At 64.4% G+C, this 16,436-nt stretch carries 14 protein-coding genes; 6 read left to right on the forward strand and 8 right to left on the reverse strand.

The genetic code is table 11. The features are described 5' to 3' along the window. Positions 1-62: 62 nt before the first annotated feature. From ACXAED_RS16695 to ACXAED_RS16705, 3 genes are all read left to right on the forward strand, one after another. Positions 63-908 carry an ABC transporter permease gene (locus ACXAED_RS16695; protein WP_475051557.1) on the forward strand — a complete coding sequence of 282 codons (846 nt, stop codon included), beginning with the start codon at positions 63-65 and terminating at the stop codon, positions 906-908. Positions 909-1,058: 150 nt separating this feature from the next. Continuing rightward, positions 1,059-2,045, forward strand: a complete 987-nt coding sequence (locus ACXAED_RS16700) for an ABC transporter substrate-binding protein (protein ID WP_475051559.1) — start codon at positions 1,059-1,061, stop codon at positions 2,043-2,045. Positions 2,046-2,303: 258 nt separating this feature from the next. After that, positions 2,304-3,161 carry a 4Fe-4S dicluster domain-containing protein gene (locus ACXAED_RS16705; RefSeq protein ID WP_475051562.1) on the forward strand — a complete coding sequence of 286 codons (858 nt, stop codon included), beginning with the start codon at positions 2,304-2,306 and terminating at the stop codon, positions 3,159-3,161. A 31-nt stretch (positions 3,162-3,192) separates the two neighbouring features. Here the strand turns inward: ACXAED_RS16705 and ACXAED_RS16710 are convergent, their stop codons facing one another. From ACXAED_RS16710 to acs, 8 genes are all read right to left on the reverse strand, one after another. Further along, on the reverse strand, positions 3,193-3,693 hold the full coding sequence (locus ACXAED_RS16710; RefSeq protein ID WP_475051565.1) for a flavin reductase family protein: 501 nt from the start codon (positions 3,691-3,693) through the stop codon (positions 3,193-3,195). 74 nt (positions 3,694-3,767) lie between these two features. Then, positions 3,768-5,177 carry a 3'-5' exonuclease gene (locus ACXAED_RS16715; RefSeq protein WP_475051568.1) on the reverse strand — a complete coding sequence of 470 codons (1,410 nt, stop codon included), beginning with the start codon at positions 5,175-5,177 and terminating at the stop codon, positions 3,768-3,770. Positions 5,178-5,179: 2 nt separating this feature from the next. Next, positions 5,180-5,698 carry a hypothetical protein gene (locus tag ACXAED_RS16720; RefSeq protein ID WP_475051571.1) on the reverse strand — a complete coding sequence of 173 codons (519 nt, stop codon included), beginning with the start codon at positions 5,696-5,698 and terminating at the stop codon, positions 5,180-5,182. An 85-nt stretch (positions 5,699-5,783) separates the two neighbouring features. Further along, entirely contained in the window at positions 5,784-7,607 is a 1,824-nt protein-coding gene (locus tag ACXAED_RS16725) for a DUF294 nucleotidyltransferase-like domain-containing protein (RefSeq protein ID WP_475051573.1), read from the reverse strand. Between the two features lie 203 nt (positions 7,608-7,810). Next, positions 7,811-9,595 carry a sodium:solute symporter family protein gene (locus ACXAED_RS16730; RefSeq protein WP_475051575.1) on the reverse strand — a complete coding sequence of 595 codons (1,785 nt, stop codon included), beginning with the start codon at positions 9,593-9,595 and terminating at the stop codon, positions 7,811-7,813. Position 9,596: 1 nt separating this feature from the next. After that, entirely contained in the window at positions 9,597-9,881 is a 285-nt protein-coding gene (locus ACXAED_RS16735) for a DUF4212 domain-containing protein (protein WP_222503016.1), read from the reverse strand. A gap of 183 nt (positions 9,882-10,064) precedes the next feature. Continuing rightward, complete coding sequence (locus ACXAED_RS16740) at positions 10,065-10,748, reverse strand: adenylate kinase (RefSeq protein WP_475051578.1); 684 nt, start codon at positions 10,746-10,748, stop codon at positions 10,065-10,067. A 7-nt stretch (positions 10,749-10,755) separates the two neighbouring features. Continuing rightward, positions 10,756-12,717, reverse strand: a complete 1,962-nt coding sequence (gene acs / locus ACXAED_RS16745; RefSeq protein ID WP_475051579.1) for an acetate--CoA ligase — start codon at positions 12,715-12,717, stop codon at positions 10,756-10,758. A gap of 501 nt (positions 12,718-13,218) precedes the next feature. Between acs and ACXAED_RS16750 the strand changes: the two genes are divergently transcribed. The 3 genes from ACXAED_RS16750 to ACXAED_RS16760 all read left to right on the forward strand — a co-directional run bounded on the left by ACXAED_RS16750 (position 13,219) and on the right by ACXAED_RS16760 (position 16,388). Beyond that, positions 13,219-14,235, forward strand: coding sequence for a C4-dicarboxylate TRAP transporter substrate-binding protein (locus tag ACXAED_RS16750; protein WP_475051580.1), 1,017 nt, complete (start codon positions 13,219-13,221; stop codon positions 14,233-14,235). Between the two features lie 78 nt (positions 14,236-14,313). Next, positions 14,314-14,979, forward strand: a complete 666-nt coding sequence (locus ACXAED_RS16755) for a TRAP transporter small permease subunit (protein WP_475051582.1) — start codon at positions 14,314-14,316, stop codon at positions 14,977-14,979. A gap of 5 nt (positions 14,980-14,984) precedes the next feature. Beyond that, entirely contained in the window at positions 14,985-16,388 is a 1,404-nt protein-coding gene (locus ACXAED_RS16760) for a TRAP transporter large permease (RefSeq protein ID WP_475051584.1), read from the forward strand. The last annotated feature ends 48 nt before the right edge of the window (positions 16,389-16,436 follow it).

Genomic DNA, 16,436 nt, shown 5'->3' on the forward strand with positions numbered 1-16,436 from the left:
GCCCTCGCCGCTGCGCGGCTCACCCGGGATATTTTTGGCCAGAAGAACAGGGGGATCCTGTCATGGTGATGGTAGTCCTTGCCGTTCTTGTCTGGTGTCTGGGGTGGTGGCTGAACAGCCGGCTGGCCAATAGCCCGGCGTCGAAGACCCGTGCGGTGCAGCTCTTGGTGCCGGCCATATTCGGCATTACCGTGCTGCTGGTCTGGGAGCTGCTGGTGTGGGGGCTGGAGGTGTCGCTGGTGATCCTGCCTGCGCCTTCGGTGATTGCGGAGCGGTTCATGGCGAGCCTTCCCATTCTGTGGGCAGATTTTGCCCAGACGATCCTGAAGGGCGCGCTTGGCGGCTATGTGATCGGCTGCGGCGCGGCCTTCCTGACCGCGATCCTGGTCGACCGCAGCGATTTCCTGCGCCGCGGGCTGCTGCCGGTGGGGAACTTTGTCGCTGCGCTGCCGATTGTCGGCACCGCGCCGATCCTGGTGATGTGGTTCGGGTTCGACTGGCAGTCCAAGGCCGCCGTGGTGGTGGTCATGGTATTCTTTCCCATGCTGGTGAACACTGTGGCAGGCCTGCGCGAGACTTCGGCGATGCAGCGCGATCTGATGCAGACCTATGCGGCGACCTACTGGCAGAGCTTCTTTAAGCTGCGGCTGCCTGCGGCGCTGCCGTTTGTGTTCAACGGCCTCAAGATCTCCACCACCCTGGCGCTGATCGGTGCGATTGTGGCGGAGTTCTTTGGTTCGCCCACAGTCGGGATGGGGTTCCGGATTTCCACCAGCGTCGGCCAGCTGGCGCTGGATATGGTCTGGGCCGAAATCGTGGTGGCCGCGCTGGCGGGATCGGCCTTTTACGGGCTGGTGGCACTGGTCGAGAAAAGCTTCACCTTCTGGCACCCGTCGCAGCGGGGCTGACAGGAAGAAGCCATCCCGCCAGACGCGGGGCGGCTTTGCCGGAAATTTGCGCGGGGCGCCCGCAAGGGCAGGCCTGATAAAGAAAAAACTTTGAATGGATGGCCGAACCCGGGCAAGCTTCACATCATAATCAATAGGGAGAAATGAGACATGAAACATATTTTGACTGCGGCGGCTTTGGCGCTGGGGGCAACCGGGGCGGCGCAGGCGGCGGATGATGTGACGCTTCAGCTGAAGTGGGTGACCCAGGCGCAGTTCGCGGGTTATTACGTGGCGCTGGACAAGGGGTTCTACGAGGAAGAAGACCTGAATGTTACCATCCTGCCGGGCGGCCCGGATATTGCGCCGACCCAGGTGATTGCCGGCGGCGGCGCCGATGTGACGGTGGAATGGATGCCTGCGGCGCTGGCGGCCCGCGAAAAGGGCCTGCCGCTGGTCAATATCGCCCAGCCGTTCAAATCCTCCGGCATGATGCTGACCTGCTGGAAAGATACTGGCATCGCAGCACCGGAAGACCTGGCCAACCGTACCCTGGGTGTCTGGTTCTTCGGCAATGAGTTCCCCTTTATGAGCTGGATGAGCCAGCTGGGCATCTCCACCGAAGGCAAGGGCGAGAGCGGCGTGGAAGTGCTGAAGCAGGGCTTTAACGTCGACCCGCTGCTGCAGCGCCAGGCGGACTGCATTTCGACCATGACCTATAATGAATACTGGCAGGTCATCGACGCAGGGGTGTCGCCGGATGAGCTGATCACTTTCAAGTATGAGGACCAGGGCGTCGCCACGCTGGAAGATGGGCTTTATGTGCTGGAGGAGAACCTCGGGAACCCTGAGTTCGCGGACAAGATGGAGCGCTTTGTGCGGGCCTCGATGAAGGGCTGGAAATATGCCGAGGAGAATCCTGACGAGGCGGCGGAGATCGTGCTCGACAATGACGCCTCCGGCGCCCAGACCGAGGAGCACCAGAAACGGATGATGGGCGAGATCGCTAAGCTGACCGCAGGCAGCAACGGCGCGCTGGACCCGGCGGACTATGAGCGGACCGTTTCCACGCTGATGGGCGGCGGGTCCGACCCGGTGATCACCAAGGAGCCGGAAGGCGCCTGGACGCACGCGATTACCGATGCGGCCCTGAAATAAACCGCCGTTGCGGCTGACAGGAAAAGCGCAGGCCCGCCGGCTTCTGCCCGGCGGGCCCATTTTTTGCTTTGAGAGAACTTTGTAAATACTCCGGCAATTCTGCCAGGATGGTGAATTACACGTATGAGGAGCAGATATTCGTGTTAGCATCCCCTCATGGGAGAGATCCACGCTCATACCCCTGAGGGGCAGAGGCCAGACGGAAACCCGCCGCAATACGTGTGTTTCTGCCAGCGGCCCGAGACTCCGGATTGCACAGTGCGCCACGCGCCGTGCGGGCGTGCAGCCCTGTTGGATGTGGCCAGCAGCAGCTGCGAGCTGCCGCTGATGGAGCTGTGTGAGGCGGCGCACCGGCGCAAGCATGAAACCGGCCGTGCCCAGGTCCTGATCCTGTTTGAGGCCGAACCGGTTGCTCCGCCGCTGGCGGCGCCGCCGCAGGAAGCAGAGGGCGGGGCGGATATGACCCCTGTTCTCGTCTGCTGCCTGGAGAAAATCGGCCACGCCGACCTGCTGCATGCGCTGGCTTGCGGATTTGACGTCATTCACCTGCAATCTTGCCCTGGTTCTGCCGCCAGGACGCACCAGCAGCAGCAGGTGGAATTGGCCCGCGTTCTGGGCGGGCTGGGCAGGGTCCTTCTGTTCGAGGATGCCGGTATTCTCGCACGGCGTCTGGAGGCGGGGATCTTTCCGTTCCCCTCCGTCGCACCCGACGTGCTGGCGGTGGGCAACCGCAGGGATACCGCGCGGGCCAGCGCCGCGGCGCTGCTGCCGGCCAGGGCCGTCACTATCGCGCTGCCGGAGCAAGCCCCGTATGGGGCGGTCAGTCTGGACGAAACCCGCTGCACCCATTGCAGCAGCTGTGTCTGGGTCTGCCCGTCGGACGCGCTGAGCCTGACGGAAGACGGCAGCGCGCTGAGCTTTGTGGAATCCTTGTGCTTTCAGTGCGGCCTCTGCGTTTCGATCTGCCCGCAGCGTGCGCTGAGCATGGAGCCCGGCATGGATCTGACCGCGTCAGCGGTTTTGCCGCATCTGCTGTCGGGGCAGGACGATCGGGCAGGGGACAGCAGCGCAGAGGAAGGGCACACGGGCGTGCCGCCGGTTCAGCCCGCGGGATAGCTGTGGCTGCCTTGCGCGGGCTTGGCGGCGCTCAGCTCTGTTCCAGGAAACCGCCGTACTGGCCGCGTTTGAAGATCAGCCCCTTGCCTGGACGGGTGGTCACGCTGGCCACCTCACCGATCACGATAGTGTGGTCGCCTGCCGGATGGGCTGCAAAGCGGCGGCAGTCGAACCGGGCAATCACCCCCTCCAGCGCCGGTGCGCCTTGCGCGTTCGGCTGCCAGGCGGCGGCTGCGAAGTCCTCGCCGTTGGCGGCAAAATGCTTGGCCAGGCCGAGCTGGTCCTCTGCCATCACGTGAATTGCGAAATGCTCTGCCGCGACAAAGGCGCCGTGGCGCAGCGAGGCCTTGGCCGGGCACCACAGCAGCAGCGGCGGCTCCAATGAGACCGATGTGAAGCTGTTGACGGTGATCGCCAGCGGGCCGCGCGGGGTCTGGGTGGTGATAACCGTCACCCCGGTGCCGAAGCAGCCGAGCGCATCGCGGTAGGCCCGGGCGGTGTCCGGCCCGGGGATGAAGCTGGTGTCGGCCATATCGCGCGCCTTTTGTTCGTTCCGGCCAGTGACCTGCCACGCATGGGCGTGATTGTCTAGCCAGGGTCAGAGCACTAATTCATGTCCTCGATAAGGCGGCCGTGCTTGCGGGTCTCCTCCAGCACCGCGCCAAAGGTGGTGAGGCCGCGGGCCTCCAGCATGGGCAGCATCTTGCAGAACACTTCCGCTGTGGCCTGGGCATCCCCCATTGCAGTGTGGCGCAGAGCCGGCGGTATCGTCACCTCCAGCCGTTCGCACAGCGCATCCAGCGTGTGGCTCTGCGAGGCGCCGAACAGCACCGCGCTCAGCAGCACGGTGTCCAGGACCGGCTGCTCCCAGGTAACGCCCGCGCGCTTAGCGTGGCGGCGCAGAAAGGCCATGTCGAAAGGCGCGTTATGCGCGACGATCACAGCGTCCGAGGCAAAGCGGTGGAACCCGCGGGCGGCTTCACCAATGTCCGGCGCGCCTTGGACCATGGCATCGCTGACGCCATGCACCTTGGTGGAGGCAGCGGGGATTGGCGTGCCGGGATCGACCAGCGTCTCGAACTGCTCGCCCTGGATGATGCGGTTGCGCACCACCCGCAGCGCGCCGATCTGCACGATCTCGTCCTTATGCGGCAGCAGGCCGGTGGTTTCGGTGTCAAACACCACATAGCTGAGGTGCGAGAGTTTGCGGTGGTCCAGCTCTGCGTGCTCCGTGTCCAGCAGGGCAAAATCATAAACCAGCGGGCGCGAGTCATCAGGGGCGAGGCCCGCATGGGTGCCTTCGAACAGGATAATATAGCCGGGCGCGCCGCCCAGCGGTTTCAGCCGCAGATCGAACACTTGGGCGCCGCTGGCGCTTTTCACCTCGGCCTTAACCTCCATGCCGCTGCGCACCAGCCGGCCATAGGCGGCCTCCAGCCCGGTCAGGTCCAGATAATCGGACAGCGGCGCATTGAGCCGCGGCGGCGCTTCCTGCGCCAGCACCGCGGCGGCCTGGCCGTCATAGAGCACGATCTGATGCGCGGGGCTGGCCATGACAGTGGCGATGGGAATATCCGTCAGCAGTGCGGCGAGGCGGGTTTTCTCCGCTTCCAGATGCTCGGTCTCGCGGGCGATGGCCTCCGCCGCGCTGAGGGCAGAGTCGCCCAATTGGCCCGCCAGCCCCTCGGCAGCGGCCGCCAGATCGCCCAGGTAGCGGGCGCCGTGGGTGTCCAGCTCCTTGTTCACCCCGGCATGGGCCCGGGCGCGCATCCCTGCTGCCAGCCGTTCGATCGGCTTGGCCACGTTTTCGTCGAACAGCAGCCAGACCCCGGCGCACAGCCCAAGCATGGCAAAGCTGCTGAGCAGGCCGGAGAAGATGAAGGCATCGGTCAGACCCGGCTGGCCCGCGCGGCTGTAACCAAGCCACAGCGCGCCGCCGGTGACGGCGATGCCGCCCAGCGCCAGCAGGCAGAAGAACAGGAAAACCCGCAGGCGCAGGCTGAGACGTGACAGCATCGCTACTCTCCGCAGGCCGTGTTCAGAAGCGCGTCTTCCGGGCCGCCGGCAACCCAGTCGAGTCCCGTGGGCAGGCTGTTGCCGGAAAAGACGGTGCCGCTTGCCACCAGCGCGCGGCGCCATTTGCCGCAGTCCAGCACCGCAGGCCGCTTGCTCACCGGCGCCCAGCGGCCAAAGAAATAGACCTCGGCCAGATAGACCTGCGGATGCGCCTCGTGGCTTTTCATGGTGGCGGTGTCGAGTGCGGCAAAGCGGTCCACGTAAGGCACGGCATAGGTCCAGGGGCGGTAAAAGCTCTGGTTGTGAACTGTTTCCGCCACTTCCAGCCCCTCAGGCAGGGCCGCTTTGGTGCGCCCGTACCAGCCGTATTCCGAGGCGATGGTGACGCCGATCATCGCAAGCCCCGCAGCCACCGGCGCCATCCAGCGCGGCAGCCGCCCTTTCAGCGTCCGGTTCAGCAGCATCACCACGCCCGCCGCGGCGATGCCTGCAAAAATCACCGCAATCAGTTCCAGAAACATCCCAACTCCCCGATGGCCCCCGGCCTTTTCATCTTTCCCAAAATACTCCCGCCGGAGGCTCCAAGGCTCTCCGCAGGCGCTGCCGTCAGCTCAGCATTCCCTTACCGTGCCCAACCGCCGATTGCATTGTCTTTACCACAACAAAGGCGTCGCGCAGATGACTTCGCTCAAAATCCGACAGATCCGACGGCGCCAGATAATTGTCCGGCGCCTGGCCGCTGCGGATCTGCGCCGCCTGATGCTCAAGCCGGGTCTGGGCAATCAGGTCGTAGGCGTCCAGCAGATCGCGCGCGCCGGAGGGGCTGAGCACGCCCGCGGCCTCTGCCGCTTCCAGCCGGGCGCGGGTGTTGACCTCCGCCAGCTGGCCTTGCAGCGCGTAGATGCGGCCCAGGTCCACCACCGGCACGACGCCATTGTGCTTCATGTCCAGCGTGTTGCGGTGCTCGCCCGAGCGGATGGTGGCCAGCCCGCGCAAGAGGCCCAGCGGCGGGGCGTGCTTCAGCGAGTTGGCGATCATGTGGGCAGTGAAAATCGAATTGGCGCTGGCGGCCTTCAGGGTCTCCTGCTGCAGATCGGCAAACAGCGCGGTATCGCCGCCGATGGGGCGCAGGTCAAACATCACAGAGGCCAGCATCTGCGCCTCCGGGTTCGGCTTGGCGATCCAGCCGCGGAAATAGTCGCGCCAGACCCGCAGCGGCTGCCGCCAGCGGGGATTGGAGGCCATCATGTCACCCGGGCAATAGACATAGCCGCAGGTGTTGAGCCCGTCGCAGACAAATTTGGCGAGCTGCTCGAAATAGGCCTCGTCGCCTTCGTCCAGGTCGTCGGACAGGATCAGGCAGTTGTCCTGATCTGACACCCCGGTCTGCTCGCGCCGCCCTTGCGAGCCGCAGGCGAGCCACAGGTATGGCACCGGGGCAGGGCCCAGTTTTTCCTCGGCCAGTGCCAGCAGGCGGCGGGTGGCGGTGTCGGCGATGTCGGTGATCAGCCGTGTCACCACCTCATGCCGGTTGCCGCCCGCCACCAGCTGCACCAGCAGGCGGGGGATTTCGGCGGTGACCTTGGCCATGTCCTCAGCCGAGCCGGCACGGGCGATGGCAGAGACCATCTCGCCCGAGCTGACCGCCTGGAAGCGGGTGAGGTCGGTCTGGGTGACGATGCCGGCCAGCCGCCCGGCCTCGACCACCGGGATGTGGCCGATGCCGTGCTCCATCATCATGTGCAGCACGTCCGAACCAATCGCGGAGGGTGCCAGGGTCAGAGGGTCCGGGGTCATCACGTTGCAGACGGGGGTGGAGATCGGTTTGCCCGCGGCGAGGATTTTGGCGGTCAGGTCGCGGGTGGTGAGGATGCCTTGCAGGCTGTCCCCGTCGGTCACGCAGACGGAGGAGATGCGGCGGTCCCGCATCAGCTGCGCCGCGCCCTGGCAGGTGAGGCCGCCGGAACAGGTGACGGGATCGCGCGCCATGATCGCCTCGACCCGTGTGGTGGCCAGGCTGCCGGTATCCGTGCTGCCGGGGCGGCGGCGGTCGAAGAATTTGGCGACTTTGGGCTGGCTGGCCATCAGGGCATGAAAATCCGCCTTGGGCAGCAGCAGCAGGATTGTGTCCTTGGTTGTCCGGGCAGAGGTCACGGCCCGGCCGCCGCGGGTCAGCCCGCGTTCGCCAAAGGAATTGCGGGGGCCGAGGATGGAGACGGGGATGCTGTTCTCATCAGTCACTTCCACCTCGCCGGTATGGACCAGGTAGAGCCCCTGCAGCTCTTCGTTCAACGCATAGACGGGGGTGCCGGCATCGGCCTCGATCTGGCGGAACTTTGGCGCCAGATCCTGCAGCAGCGCGGGTTCCAGGCTGTCGTAGGGGTGGACCGAGGTCAGGAAGCGGAGCAGTGCGGCGTCAGATAGGGGCATTTGATTGTGTCCTCTCGAACTGTCTTTCCCGGGCCGCAGGCCCGGATTGCCCCCGGCCTGACCCCCAGGGCGGGGGCAATCCTGAGTGTTTCCTTATGACCGCTGTTTCAGGCGGCCTAGCAAAAAATGGTCCCGCCGAGTGTGAACCGGACGGGACCATGAGGAAAGTGGCGGGCCGCTGGGAGCAGCCCGCCCAGGGGAGTTTAGTGGTCCTGTGCGGCCCCGGCGCCGCGCGGGATGCGGACGCTTTCCACCAGCTCTTCGATCTCGGCGGGGATCGCCTCGCTCGACTTCGATACCATGAAGGCCACCGCGAAGTTCACCATCGCGCCAATCGCACCGAAGGAGGTGGATTTGATGGTGCCCAGAAGCGGGTCCGCATCGGTGAAGGAGTTGGTGCCCGGGATGAACAGCCAGCCCTTGTGCAGGAAGATGTAGACCAGGGTCACGATCAGGCCTGCCAGCATGCCGGCCACGGCGCCTTTGTTGTTCACCTTGGTGAAGATGCCCATCATCAGCGCCGGGAAGATCGAGGCTGCGGCCAGGCCGAAGGCCAGTGCAACAGTCTGCGCGGCAAAGCCCGGCGGGTTCAGACCCAGGTAGGTTGCCACACCGATGGCCACGGCCATGGCGATACGGGCCGACAGCAGCTCGCCTTTTTCCGAGATGTTCGGGTTGATCGAGCCTTTGATCAGGTCATGCGACACAGCCGAGGAAATCGCCAGCAGCAGGCCCGCAGCGGTCGACAGTGCAGCCGCCAGGCCGCCAGCCGCCACCAGACCGATCACCCAGCTGGGCAGGTTGGCGATTTCCGGGTTGGCCAGAACCAGGATGTCGCGGTTGAACTTGGTCAGCTCATTGCCGGCCCAGCCGTTTGCCGCGGCAGTCGCCTGCAGCTCTTCGGACTGGTCGTTGTAGTACTGGATCGCACCGTCGCCGTTCTTGTCTTCCCAAGCCAGCAGGCCGGTTTTCTGCCAAGTGGCCATCCAGTCGTACTCCGGATCGTTTTCGATCTGCTGCACGGTCACGGCACCGCCTTCGATGCCGCCGTTCGGCCACATCATTTCGGTGATGTTCAGGCGCGCCATGGCGCCAACAGCCGGAGCGGTCAGATACAGCAGCGCGATGAACACCAGGGTCCAGCCGGCCGACCAGCGGGCGTCAGCCACGCGCGGCACGGTGAAGAAGCGCATGATCACGTGGGGCAGGCCCGCGGTGCCGATCATCAGCGACAGGGTGAACAGCACCATGTTGAAGGTGTCGGCGTGGTGCAGAGTGTACTCCTTGAAGCCCAGCTCGGTCACGATGGCGTCCAGCTTGGCCAGCAGCGGCTCACCCGAAGCGGCGTGGTCGCCGAACAGGCCCAGGGCCGGGATCGGGTTGCCGGTCAGCTGCAGCGAGATGAAGATCGCCGGGATGGTGTAGGCGGTGATCAGCACGCAGTACTGGGCCACCTGGGTGTAGGTCACGCCTTTCATGCCGCCGAACACGGCGTAGGCAAAGACCACACAGGCACCGATCAGCAGGCCCGCGGTGTTGGAGACCTCCAGGAAGCGGCCGAAGGCCACGCCGACGCCGGTCATCTGGCCGATCACGTAGGTGGTCGAGGCCACGATCAGGCAGATCACGGCCACCACGCGCGCGGTCGGGGAATAGAACCGGTCTCCGATGAACTCGGACACGGTGTACTTGCCGAACTTGCGCAGGTAGGGGGCCAGCAGCAGCGCCAGCAGAACGTAGCCGCCGGTCCAGCCCATCAGGAAGGTGGAGTTGTCATAGCCGGTAAAGGCGATGAGGCCCGCCATCGAGATGAAGGAGGCCGCCGACATCCAGTCGGCTGCGGTTGCCATGCCGTTGGTGACAGGGTGAACACCCCGGCCCGCGGCATAGAACTCAGATGTGGAGCCCGCGCGGGCCCAGATCGCGATGCCGATGTAGAGCGCAAAGGACGCGCCCACAAACAGCAGGTTGATGGTAAACTGGTCCATCTTATTCTTCCTCCACGCCGTATTCGCGGTCCAGCTTGTTCATCCGGAACGCGTAGAAAAAGATCAGCCCCAGGAACACCAGGATCGAGCCTTGCTGGGCGAACCAGAAGCCCAGATCGCTGCCGCCGACCTTGATGCCCGCAAGCATCGGGCGCAGCAGAATGCCGAAGCCGAATGAAACAACAGCCCAGATCACCAGGCTGACTAGAATGATGCGCACGTTCGCCGCCCAGTAGCCTTTATCGGCTTCGGCGGTTTTTGCCGCATTTGTGGTTTGATCCGCCATGGCGGCTCCTCCTTCTTCCTCCTGAGCCGCCGCGGGGGACCGGGCAGGCTCTCTCCGTTTGCCTGGCTCCGTGTCAGGGGGGCGCAGGCATGACTCCTCCGGTCCGCCAAGGCGGTGCCGATGGGTATTCCAATGTCCGGGAGACGGGGTCCTGCCGCTAGGGCAGGCCCCGTTTCTTGTTCGTTAGCTGGTGGCCTTGGTCACGATGGCCGCCATATCCTGGGCGATGTCGTCGATACCGCCCATGGCATCTGTGGTTTGCAGCACGCCCTTGCCGCCGTAGTAGGCAATCAGCGGCGCGGTCTGCGCGTGATAGGCCTCCAGCCGGCTGGCAACGGTCTCTGCATTGTCATCGGCGCGGCGCTTCATTTCGGTGCCGCCGCACTTGTCGCATTTGCCCGCCTCGGCAGGCTGCTTGAAGCTGTCGTGATAGCCCTCGCCGCAGCCGCCGCAGGTGTAGCGGCCGGAAATCCGCTCGACCATCGCGGCGTCGTCCACCTCCAGGCTGATCGCGGCGTTGATCTTCTGATTGGTCTCCGCCAGCAGGCCGTCCAGTGCTTCGGCCTGCACGGTGGTGCGGGGGAAGCCGTCGAGGATCACGCCCTTGGCGCAATCCGGCTCTGCCAGGCGGTCGCGCAGGATGTTGATCACGATCTCATCGCTGACCAGCTGGCCTGCTTCCATCACCGCCTTGGCGGCGAGGCCGGCGGGCGTGCCCGCGGCAACCGCCTCGCGCAGCAGGTCGCCGGTCGAGAGCTGCACGTAGCCGAATTTCTCTTCAAGCATCCGCGCCTGGGTGCCCTTGCCGGCGCCCGGAGGCCCCAGCAGGATCAGAACGGCGGGACGGGTCATAACTGCCACATTCATCGTTCAATCACCCCTTGTTCGCACGGTTTTCAATCAGGTCTTCGACCACCGACGGATCGGCGAGGGTCGAGGTGTCGCCCAGGGAGCCGAAATCGTTCTCGGCGATCTTGCGCAGGATGCGGCGCATGATCTTGCCGGAGCGGGTTTTCGGCAGGCCCGGGGCCCACTGAATGACGTCCGGGGAGGCAATCGGGCCGATCTCGGTCCGCACCCAGGTGCGCAGCTCCTTCAGCAGCTCATCCGAAGGCTCGCGGTCGTTCATCAGGGTGACATAGCAGTAGATGCCCTGGCCTTTGATCTCATGCGGGTAGCCGACCACCGCGGCCTCGGCCACGGCGGCGTGGGCCACCAGGGCGCTTTCGACCTCGGCGGTGCCCATGCGGTGGCCGGAGACGTTGATCACGTCGTCAACGCGGCCAGTGATCCAGTAGTCGCCGTCCTCGTCACGGCGGCAGCCGTCGCCGGTGAAGTAATAACCCTTGTAGTCGGAGAAATAGGTTTTCTCGAACCGCTCATGGTCGCCCCAGACGGTGCGCATCTGGCCCGGCCAGCTGTCTTTGATGCACAGCACGCCTTCGACGCCGTTGCCTTCGATCTCAATACCGGACTGCGGGTCCAGAACCACCGGCTGGATGCCGAAGAAGGGTTTCATCGCTGCGCCCGGCTTCATCGCGTGTGCGCCCGGCAGCGGGGTCATCAGGTGGCCGCCGGTCTCGGTTTGCCACCAGGTGTCGACGATCGGGCATTTGCCCTTGCCGACGACCTCATTGTACCAGGTCCAGGCTTCGGGGTTGATCGGCTCGCCCACGGTACCCAGCACCTTGAGATCGCTCAGATCGCACTTTTCGACCCATTCATTGCCTTGGCCCATCAGGGCCCGCAGCGCGGTGGGGGCGGTGTAGAACTGGTTCACCTTGTGCTTTTCGCAGACCTGCCAGAAGCGGGAGGCATCGGGGTAGGTCGGCACGCCTTCGAACATCAGGGTGGTGGCGCCATTGGCCAGCGGGCCATAGACGATATAGCTGTGGCCGGTCACCCAGCCCACGTCCGCGGTGCACCAGTAGATGTCGCCGTCATGGTAATCAAAGGTGATCTCATGGGTCATCGCGGCATAGGTCAGGTAGCCGCCGGAAGTGTGCACCACGCCCTTGGGCTGGCCGGTGGAGCCGGAGGTGTAGAGGATGAACAGCGGATCCTCGGCGTTCATCTCGGCCGGCTTGCAGTAGTCGTCCGCCTCCAGCGCCATCTCGTTGTAGTCGTAGTCGCGGCCGTCGACCCAGGTGGTCTGGCCGCCGGTGCGCTTGACCACCAGGCATTTCACCGTGTCCTTGGTGTGCAGCAGGGCGGCGTCGGCGTTCGATTTCAGCGGGGTCTTGCGGCCGCCGCGCGGTGCCTCGTCGGCGGTGATGATCACCTTGGCGTCGCAGCCGTTGATGCGCGCGGCCAGAGCGTCGGGGGAGAAACCGGCGAAGACGATGGAATGAATGGCGCCGATGCGGGCGCAGGCCAGCATGGCATAGGCCGCTTCCGGGATCATCGGCAGATAGATAACAACCCGGTCGCCCTTGCGCACGCCCATCTCTTCCAGGATGTTGGCCATCCGGCAGGTGCGGCGGTGCAGCTCCTTATAGGTGATGTGCTGCGCGTCCTCGTTCGGATCATCCGGCTCCCAGATGATTGCGGTCTGGTCGCCGCGGGTGTCCAGGTGGCGGTCGATGCAGTTGGCGGAGACGTTCAGGGTGCCGTCGGCAAACCAGTTGATCGAAACATTGCCGAAGTTGTAGTTCACGTCCTTCACCTGGGTGAAGGGTTTGATCCAGTCGATGCGCTTGCCTTGCTCGCCCCAGAAGGCTTCCGGGTCGTTCAGCGAGGCGTCATACATCTCCTGGTATTTCGCGGCATTGACATGCGCGCGGGCAACGGTTTCGTCGGATGGCGGATAGACAGCGTCTGCGTGCAGCGCGTTCATTCGGTTTCCTCCCAGAAATTTTATTGGCAAGACAAACGACACCGCAGTGCCGTGGCTGTCAAACCGTTTCCTCCTGGGCATTGATAATACCGCGTGCTGAAAATTTGTGAATAAGCGACCGGTTTTTAAGCATTTCATTGTCAACGAATTTCCCCTTGGGTTGCGGTTCTGTAAATGTTTTGACAGCCGCATACGCTGCATTTGGGAAAAACAAAGGTTTAGGTGTAAACGCTTTTGCGGTCGTTTTGCGGGTGAAACCAGGGCGGATTGACCAAAGGGCAGCCTGGGCAGCGGAAACAGGCCCAGCCGTGCTGCGGCATATTGTGCCAGGCCGCCCGGCGGCGGGCCGCACGCAGGCGCCCCGTGGCTGAACGCGAGTTGCTGCGTCACCTTTTTGCCGGGGGGTTGGCAGGGCGCGGCCTTGCGGCTAGCCTGTCGGGCAAGCGTCCGCCTGCCGCACGTGCAGCGGGCAAAAAGGGCGCAATCCGGGAGAGTTACATCATGAACAGATTTCTGACCGCCGCTGTGGCGGCGACTGCTGGCATTGCAATGGCGGGCGAGGCTGCCGCAACGGAGTGGAACGTGTCCCTGTGGGGCAAGCGCCGCGCCTTTACCGAGCATGTCGAGAAACTGGCAGAGCTGGTTTCTGAAAAGACCAATGGCGAGTTCACCCTGAACATCAGCTATGGCGGCCTGTCCAAGAACAAGGAAAACCTCGACGGCATCTCCATCGGCGCCTTTGAGATGGCCCAGTTCTGCGCGGGCTACCACCGCGACAAGAACCCCTCGATCACAGTGCTGGAGCTGCCGTTCCTGGGCGTGAACACGCTGGAGGAAGAGGTGGCCGTGTCCCACGCGGTCTATGCCCACCCGGCGGTTGAGGCCGATCTGGCGCGCTGGAACGCCAAGCTGCTGATGACCTCGCCGATGCCGCAGTACAATATCGTCGGTACCGGCGAGCCGCGCGATGAACTGGCAGAGTTCAAGGACATGCGGGTGCGCGCCACCGGCGGTATCGGCCAGGCGTTTTCCGCCGTTGGCGCAGTCCCGACCTCGGTGACCGCGACCGAGGCCTATAACGCGATGGAATCCGGCGTTGTCGACACCGTCGCCTTTGCCCAGCACGCGCACCTCAGCTTTGGCACCATCAACAAGGCCGACTGGTGGACCGCCAACCTGAACCCCGGCACCGTGAACTGCCCGGTGGTGGTCAACACCGATGCCTATGAGGCCCTCAGCGACGCCGAGCGCGAGGCGCTGGACAGCTCGGTTGAGGAGGCGATTGCCCATTACCTCGACAACTACGGCGCGCTGCTGACCAAATGGGACAGCGTTCTGGAGGAAAAGGGCGTCGAAAAGGTGATGATCTCCGACGACCAGCTGGCCGAGTTCCGCAAGGTTGCCGCCGACCCGATCCGCGAGCAGTGGATCAAGGACATGAGCGGCCAGGGCCTGCCGGCGCAGGAGCTGTACGACCTGGTGCAGAAGACCCTCAGCGACCACCGCTCGGGCAGCTGAGCCTGACATGATACGGAAGGGCCGGGCGACAGTTCCGGCCCTTCCTGTCTTTGACTTTCGGAAAGATGGGGGCAGGGCATGGCGGCAGGAGCAGCAGTCCTGGAGGATGGCAGCCTGGTCAGCAGGCTGGACCGCGGGTTATTGAAAGCCGAGCGCCTGCTGGCGCTGCTGAGCGGGATTGCGGTGTTCTCGCTGATGATCCTGGCGGTGGTCTCGGTCGGCGGACGCAACGCGATGAACGCGCCTTTGCCAGGCTATGTCGACTGGATCGAGCAGATCATGCCGCTGATTGCCTTCATGGGCATCGCCTATGTGCAGCGCGAGGGCGGTCACATCCGCATGGACATCTTCATCGGCGCCCTGCGGGGCCGCGCGCTGTGGCTGTTCGAGCTGGTCTCGGTGGTGCTGATACTGTTGCTGATCCTGGCGCTGGTCTGGGGCAGCTGGGCGCATTTTCAGCGTTCCTTCGACTTTGCCGCGCCGCTGTGGAGCCGCGACAGCTCCATTGACATCGGCCTGCCGATCTGGCCCGCCAAGCTGCTGGCGCCGGTGGCCTTTGCGGTGCTGGCGTTGCGGCTGGTGCTGCAAATCTGGGGCTACGGCCGTGCCTTCGTCTTGGGGCTGGAGGCACCGGTGGCAGTGCCGCTGGTCCAGAGCGCGGCGGAGCAGGCGGCGGCCGAGGCGGATCAGCTGGCCGGCCATGACAGCAGCACTGGTGATAATTCTACTGGCGGGCAGGGGTAAGGCGCATGGAACCCATTGAAATCGGCCTGTGGGTCACGGGCGGCCTGCTGGCGATGGTGGTCCTGGGGATGCGGGTGGCCTTTGCGGCCGGCCTGGCAGGGCTTATCGGCCTGATTTGGATCTTCTGGGCCAAGTTCGGTTATGACCCGACCCGGTTCGGCAAGGCGCTGACCGTCTCCGTCAAGATCGCAGGCCAAGTGCCGCATTCCAAGGTGTCCAGCCAGGCGCTGAGCCTGATCCCCACCTTCATCCTGATCGGCTATCTGGCGTATTATGCGGGGCTGACCCGGGCGCTGTTCACCGCCGCCAAGCGCTGGATCGCCTGGCTGCCGGGCGGGCTGGCGGTCTCCACCGTCTTTGCCACCGCAGGCTTTGCCGCGGTATCGGGCGCCAGCGTGGCAACTTCCGCCGTATTTGCCCGCATCGCCATTCCGGAGATGCTGGACATCGGCTACAACAAGCGCTTCGCCGCAGGCGTGGTGGCAGCAGGCGGCACGCTGGCCTCGCTGATCCCGCCCTCGGCCATTCTGGTCATTTACGCCATCATCGTCGAGCAGGACGTGGGCAAGCTGCTGCTGGCGGGCTTCATCCCCGGTGCCTTTTCGGCGGTGATCTACGGTCTGTTGATCGTCGGTATTGCGGTAATCTTCAAATCCGTCGGCCCGCCCGTCAAAGGCTTCACTTGGGGCGAGCGGTTCGCCGCGCTGCCCGGGGCACTGCCGATCATCCTGGTGGTCGTGATCATAATCTGCTTTGTCTACAACCCCTTTGGCGGCGACGCTTGGGGCACCCCGACCGAAGGCGGTGCCATCGGGGCCTTCATCGTGTTCCTTTACGCGCTGAAGGAAGGCATGAAATGGGCGGAGCTGAAATCAGCGCTGCTGGAGACCGCCAAGCTGACGGTGATGATCTTCACCATCATCTGGGGGGTGCTGATCTATGTGCGCTTCCTGGGCTTTGCGGACCTGCCGGGAGCGTTTTCGGATTGGATCACCTCCTTGGAGATGAGTCCGATGGTGATCCTGATCTGCATCCTGCTGGCCTATGCGGTCTTGGGCATGTTCATGGACGCGATCGGCATGCTGCTGCTGACGCTGCCGGTGGTTTACCCGGCGGTGATGGCGCTGAATGGCGGTGAAAGCGTTGCGGCTGCTGACAGCGCCTTTGGCATGAGCGGCACCATGTGCGCGATCTGGTTCGGCATTCTGGTGGTGAAAATGGCCGAGTTCTGCCTGATCACTCCGCCGATCGGGCTGAACTGTTTCGTCGTGGCAGGCGTGCGCCCTGACCTGAGCGTGCAGGATGTGTTCCGCGGCGTGATGCCGTTCTTCGTGGCGGACGCGGTGACCATTGCGCTGCTGGTCGCCTTCCCGGGGATTGTTTTGTACCTGCCGTCGTTGGCTGGGTAGAGGACGGGTGGGAAAGGCGCTCAGGGCTCACCAAAGCAGATGCAAGCG

Source organism: Leisingera sp. ABM4_103 (assembly GCF_056158685.1).

What these genes read in the sequence shown, in the direction of transcription:
- ACXAED_RS16740 (WP_475051578.1), bottom strand. Translation starts at nt 10,748, where the DNA reads ATGAATGTGGCAGTTATGACCCGTCCCGCCGTTCTGATCCTGCTGGGG.
- ACXAED_RS16700 (WP_475051559.1), top strand. Translation starts at nt 1,059, where the DNA reads ATGAAACATATTTTGACTGCGGCGGCTTTGGCGCTGGGGGCAACCGGG.
- ACXAED_RS16730 (WP_475051575.1), bottom strand. Translation starts at nt 9,595, where the DNA reads ATGGACCAGTTTACCATCAACCTGCTGTTTGTGGGCGCGTCCTTTGCG.
- acs (WP_475051579.1), bottom strand. Translation starts at nt 12,717, where the DNA reads ATGAACGCGCTGCACGCAGACGCTGTCTATCCGCCATCCGACGAAACC.
- ACXAED_RS16725 (WP_475051573.1), bottom strand. Translation starts at nt 7,607, where the DNA reads ATGCCCCTATCTGACGCCGCACTGCTCCGCTTCCTGACCTCGGTCCAC.
- ACXAED_RS16715 (WP_475051568.1), bottom strand. Translation starts at nt 5,177, where the DNA reads ATGCTGTCACGTCTCAGCCTGCGCCTGCGGGTTTTCCTGTTCTTCTGC.
- ACXAED_RS16755 (WP_475051582.1), top strand. Translation starts at nt 14,314, where the DNA reads ATGGCGGCAGGAGCAGCAGTCCTGGAGGATGGCAGCCTGGTCAGCAGG.
- ACXAED_RS16710 (WP_475051565.1), bottom strand. Translation starts at nt 3,693, where the DNA reads ATGGCCGACACCAGCTTCATCCCCGGGCCGGACACCGCCCGGGCCTAC.
- ACXAED_RS16695 (WP_475051557.1), top strand. Translation starts at nt 63, where the DNA reads ATGGTGATGGTAGTCCTTGCCGTTCTTGTCTGGTGTCTGGGGTGGTGG.
- ACXAED_RS16720 (WP_475051571.1), bottom strand. Translation starts at nt 5,698, where the DNA reads ATGTTTCTGGAACTGATTGCGGTGATTTTTGCAGGCATCGCCGCGGCG.
- ACXAED_RS16750 (WP_475051580.1), top strand. Translation starts at nt 13,219, where the DNA reads ATGAACAGATTTCTGACCGCCGCTGTGGCGGCGACTGCTGGCATTGCA.
- ACXAED_RS16760 (WP_475051584.1), top strand. Translation starts at nt 14,985, where the DNA reads ATGGAACCCATTGAAATCGGCCTGTGGGTCACGGGCGGCCTGCTGGCG.
- ACXAED_RS16735 (WP_222503016.1), bottom strand. Translation starts at nt 9,881, where the DNA reads ATGGCGGATCAAACCACAAATGCGGCAAAAACCGCCGAAGCCGATAAA.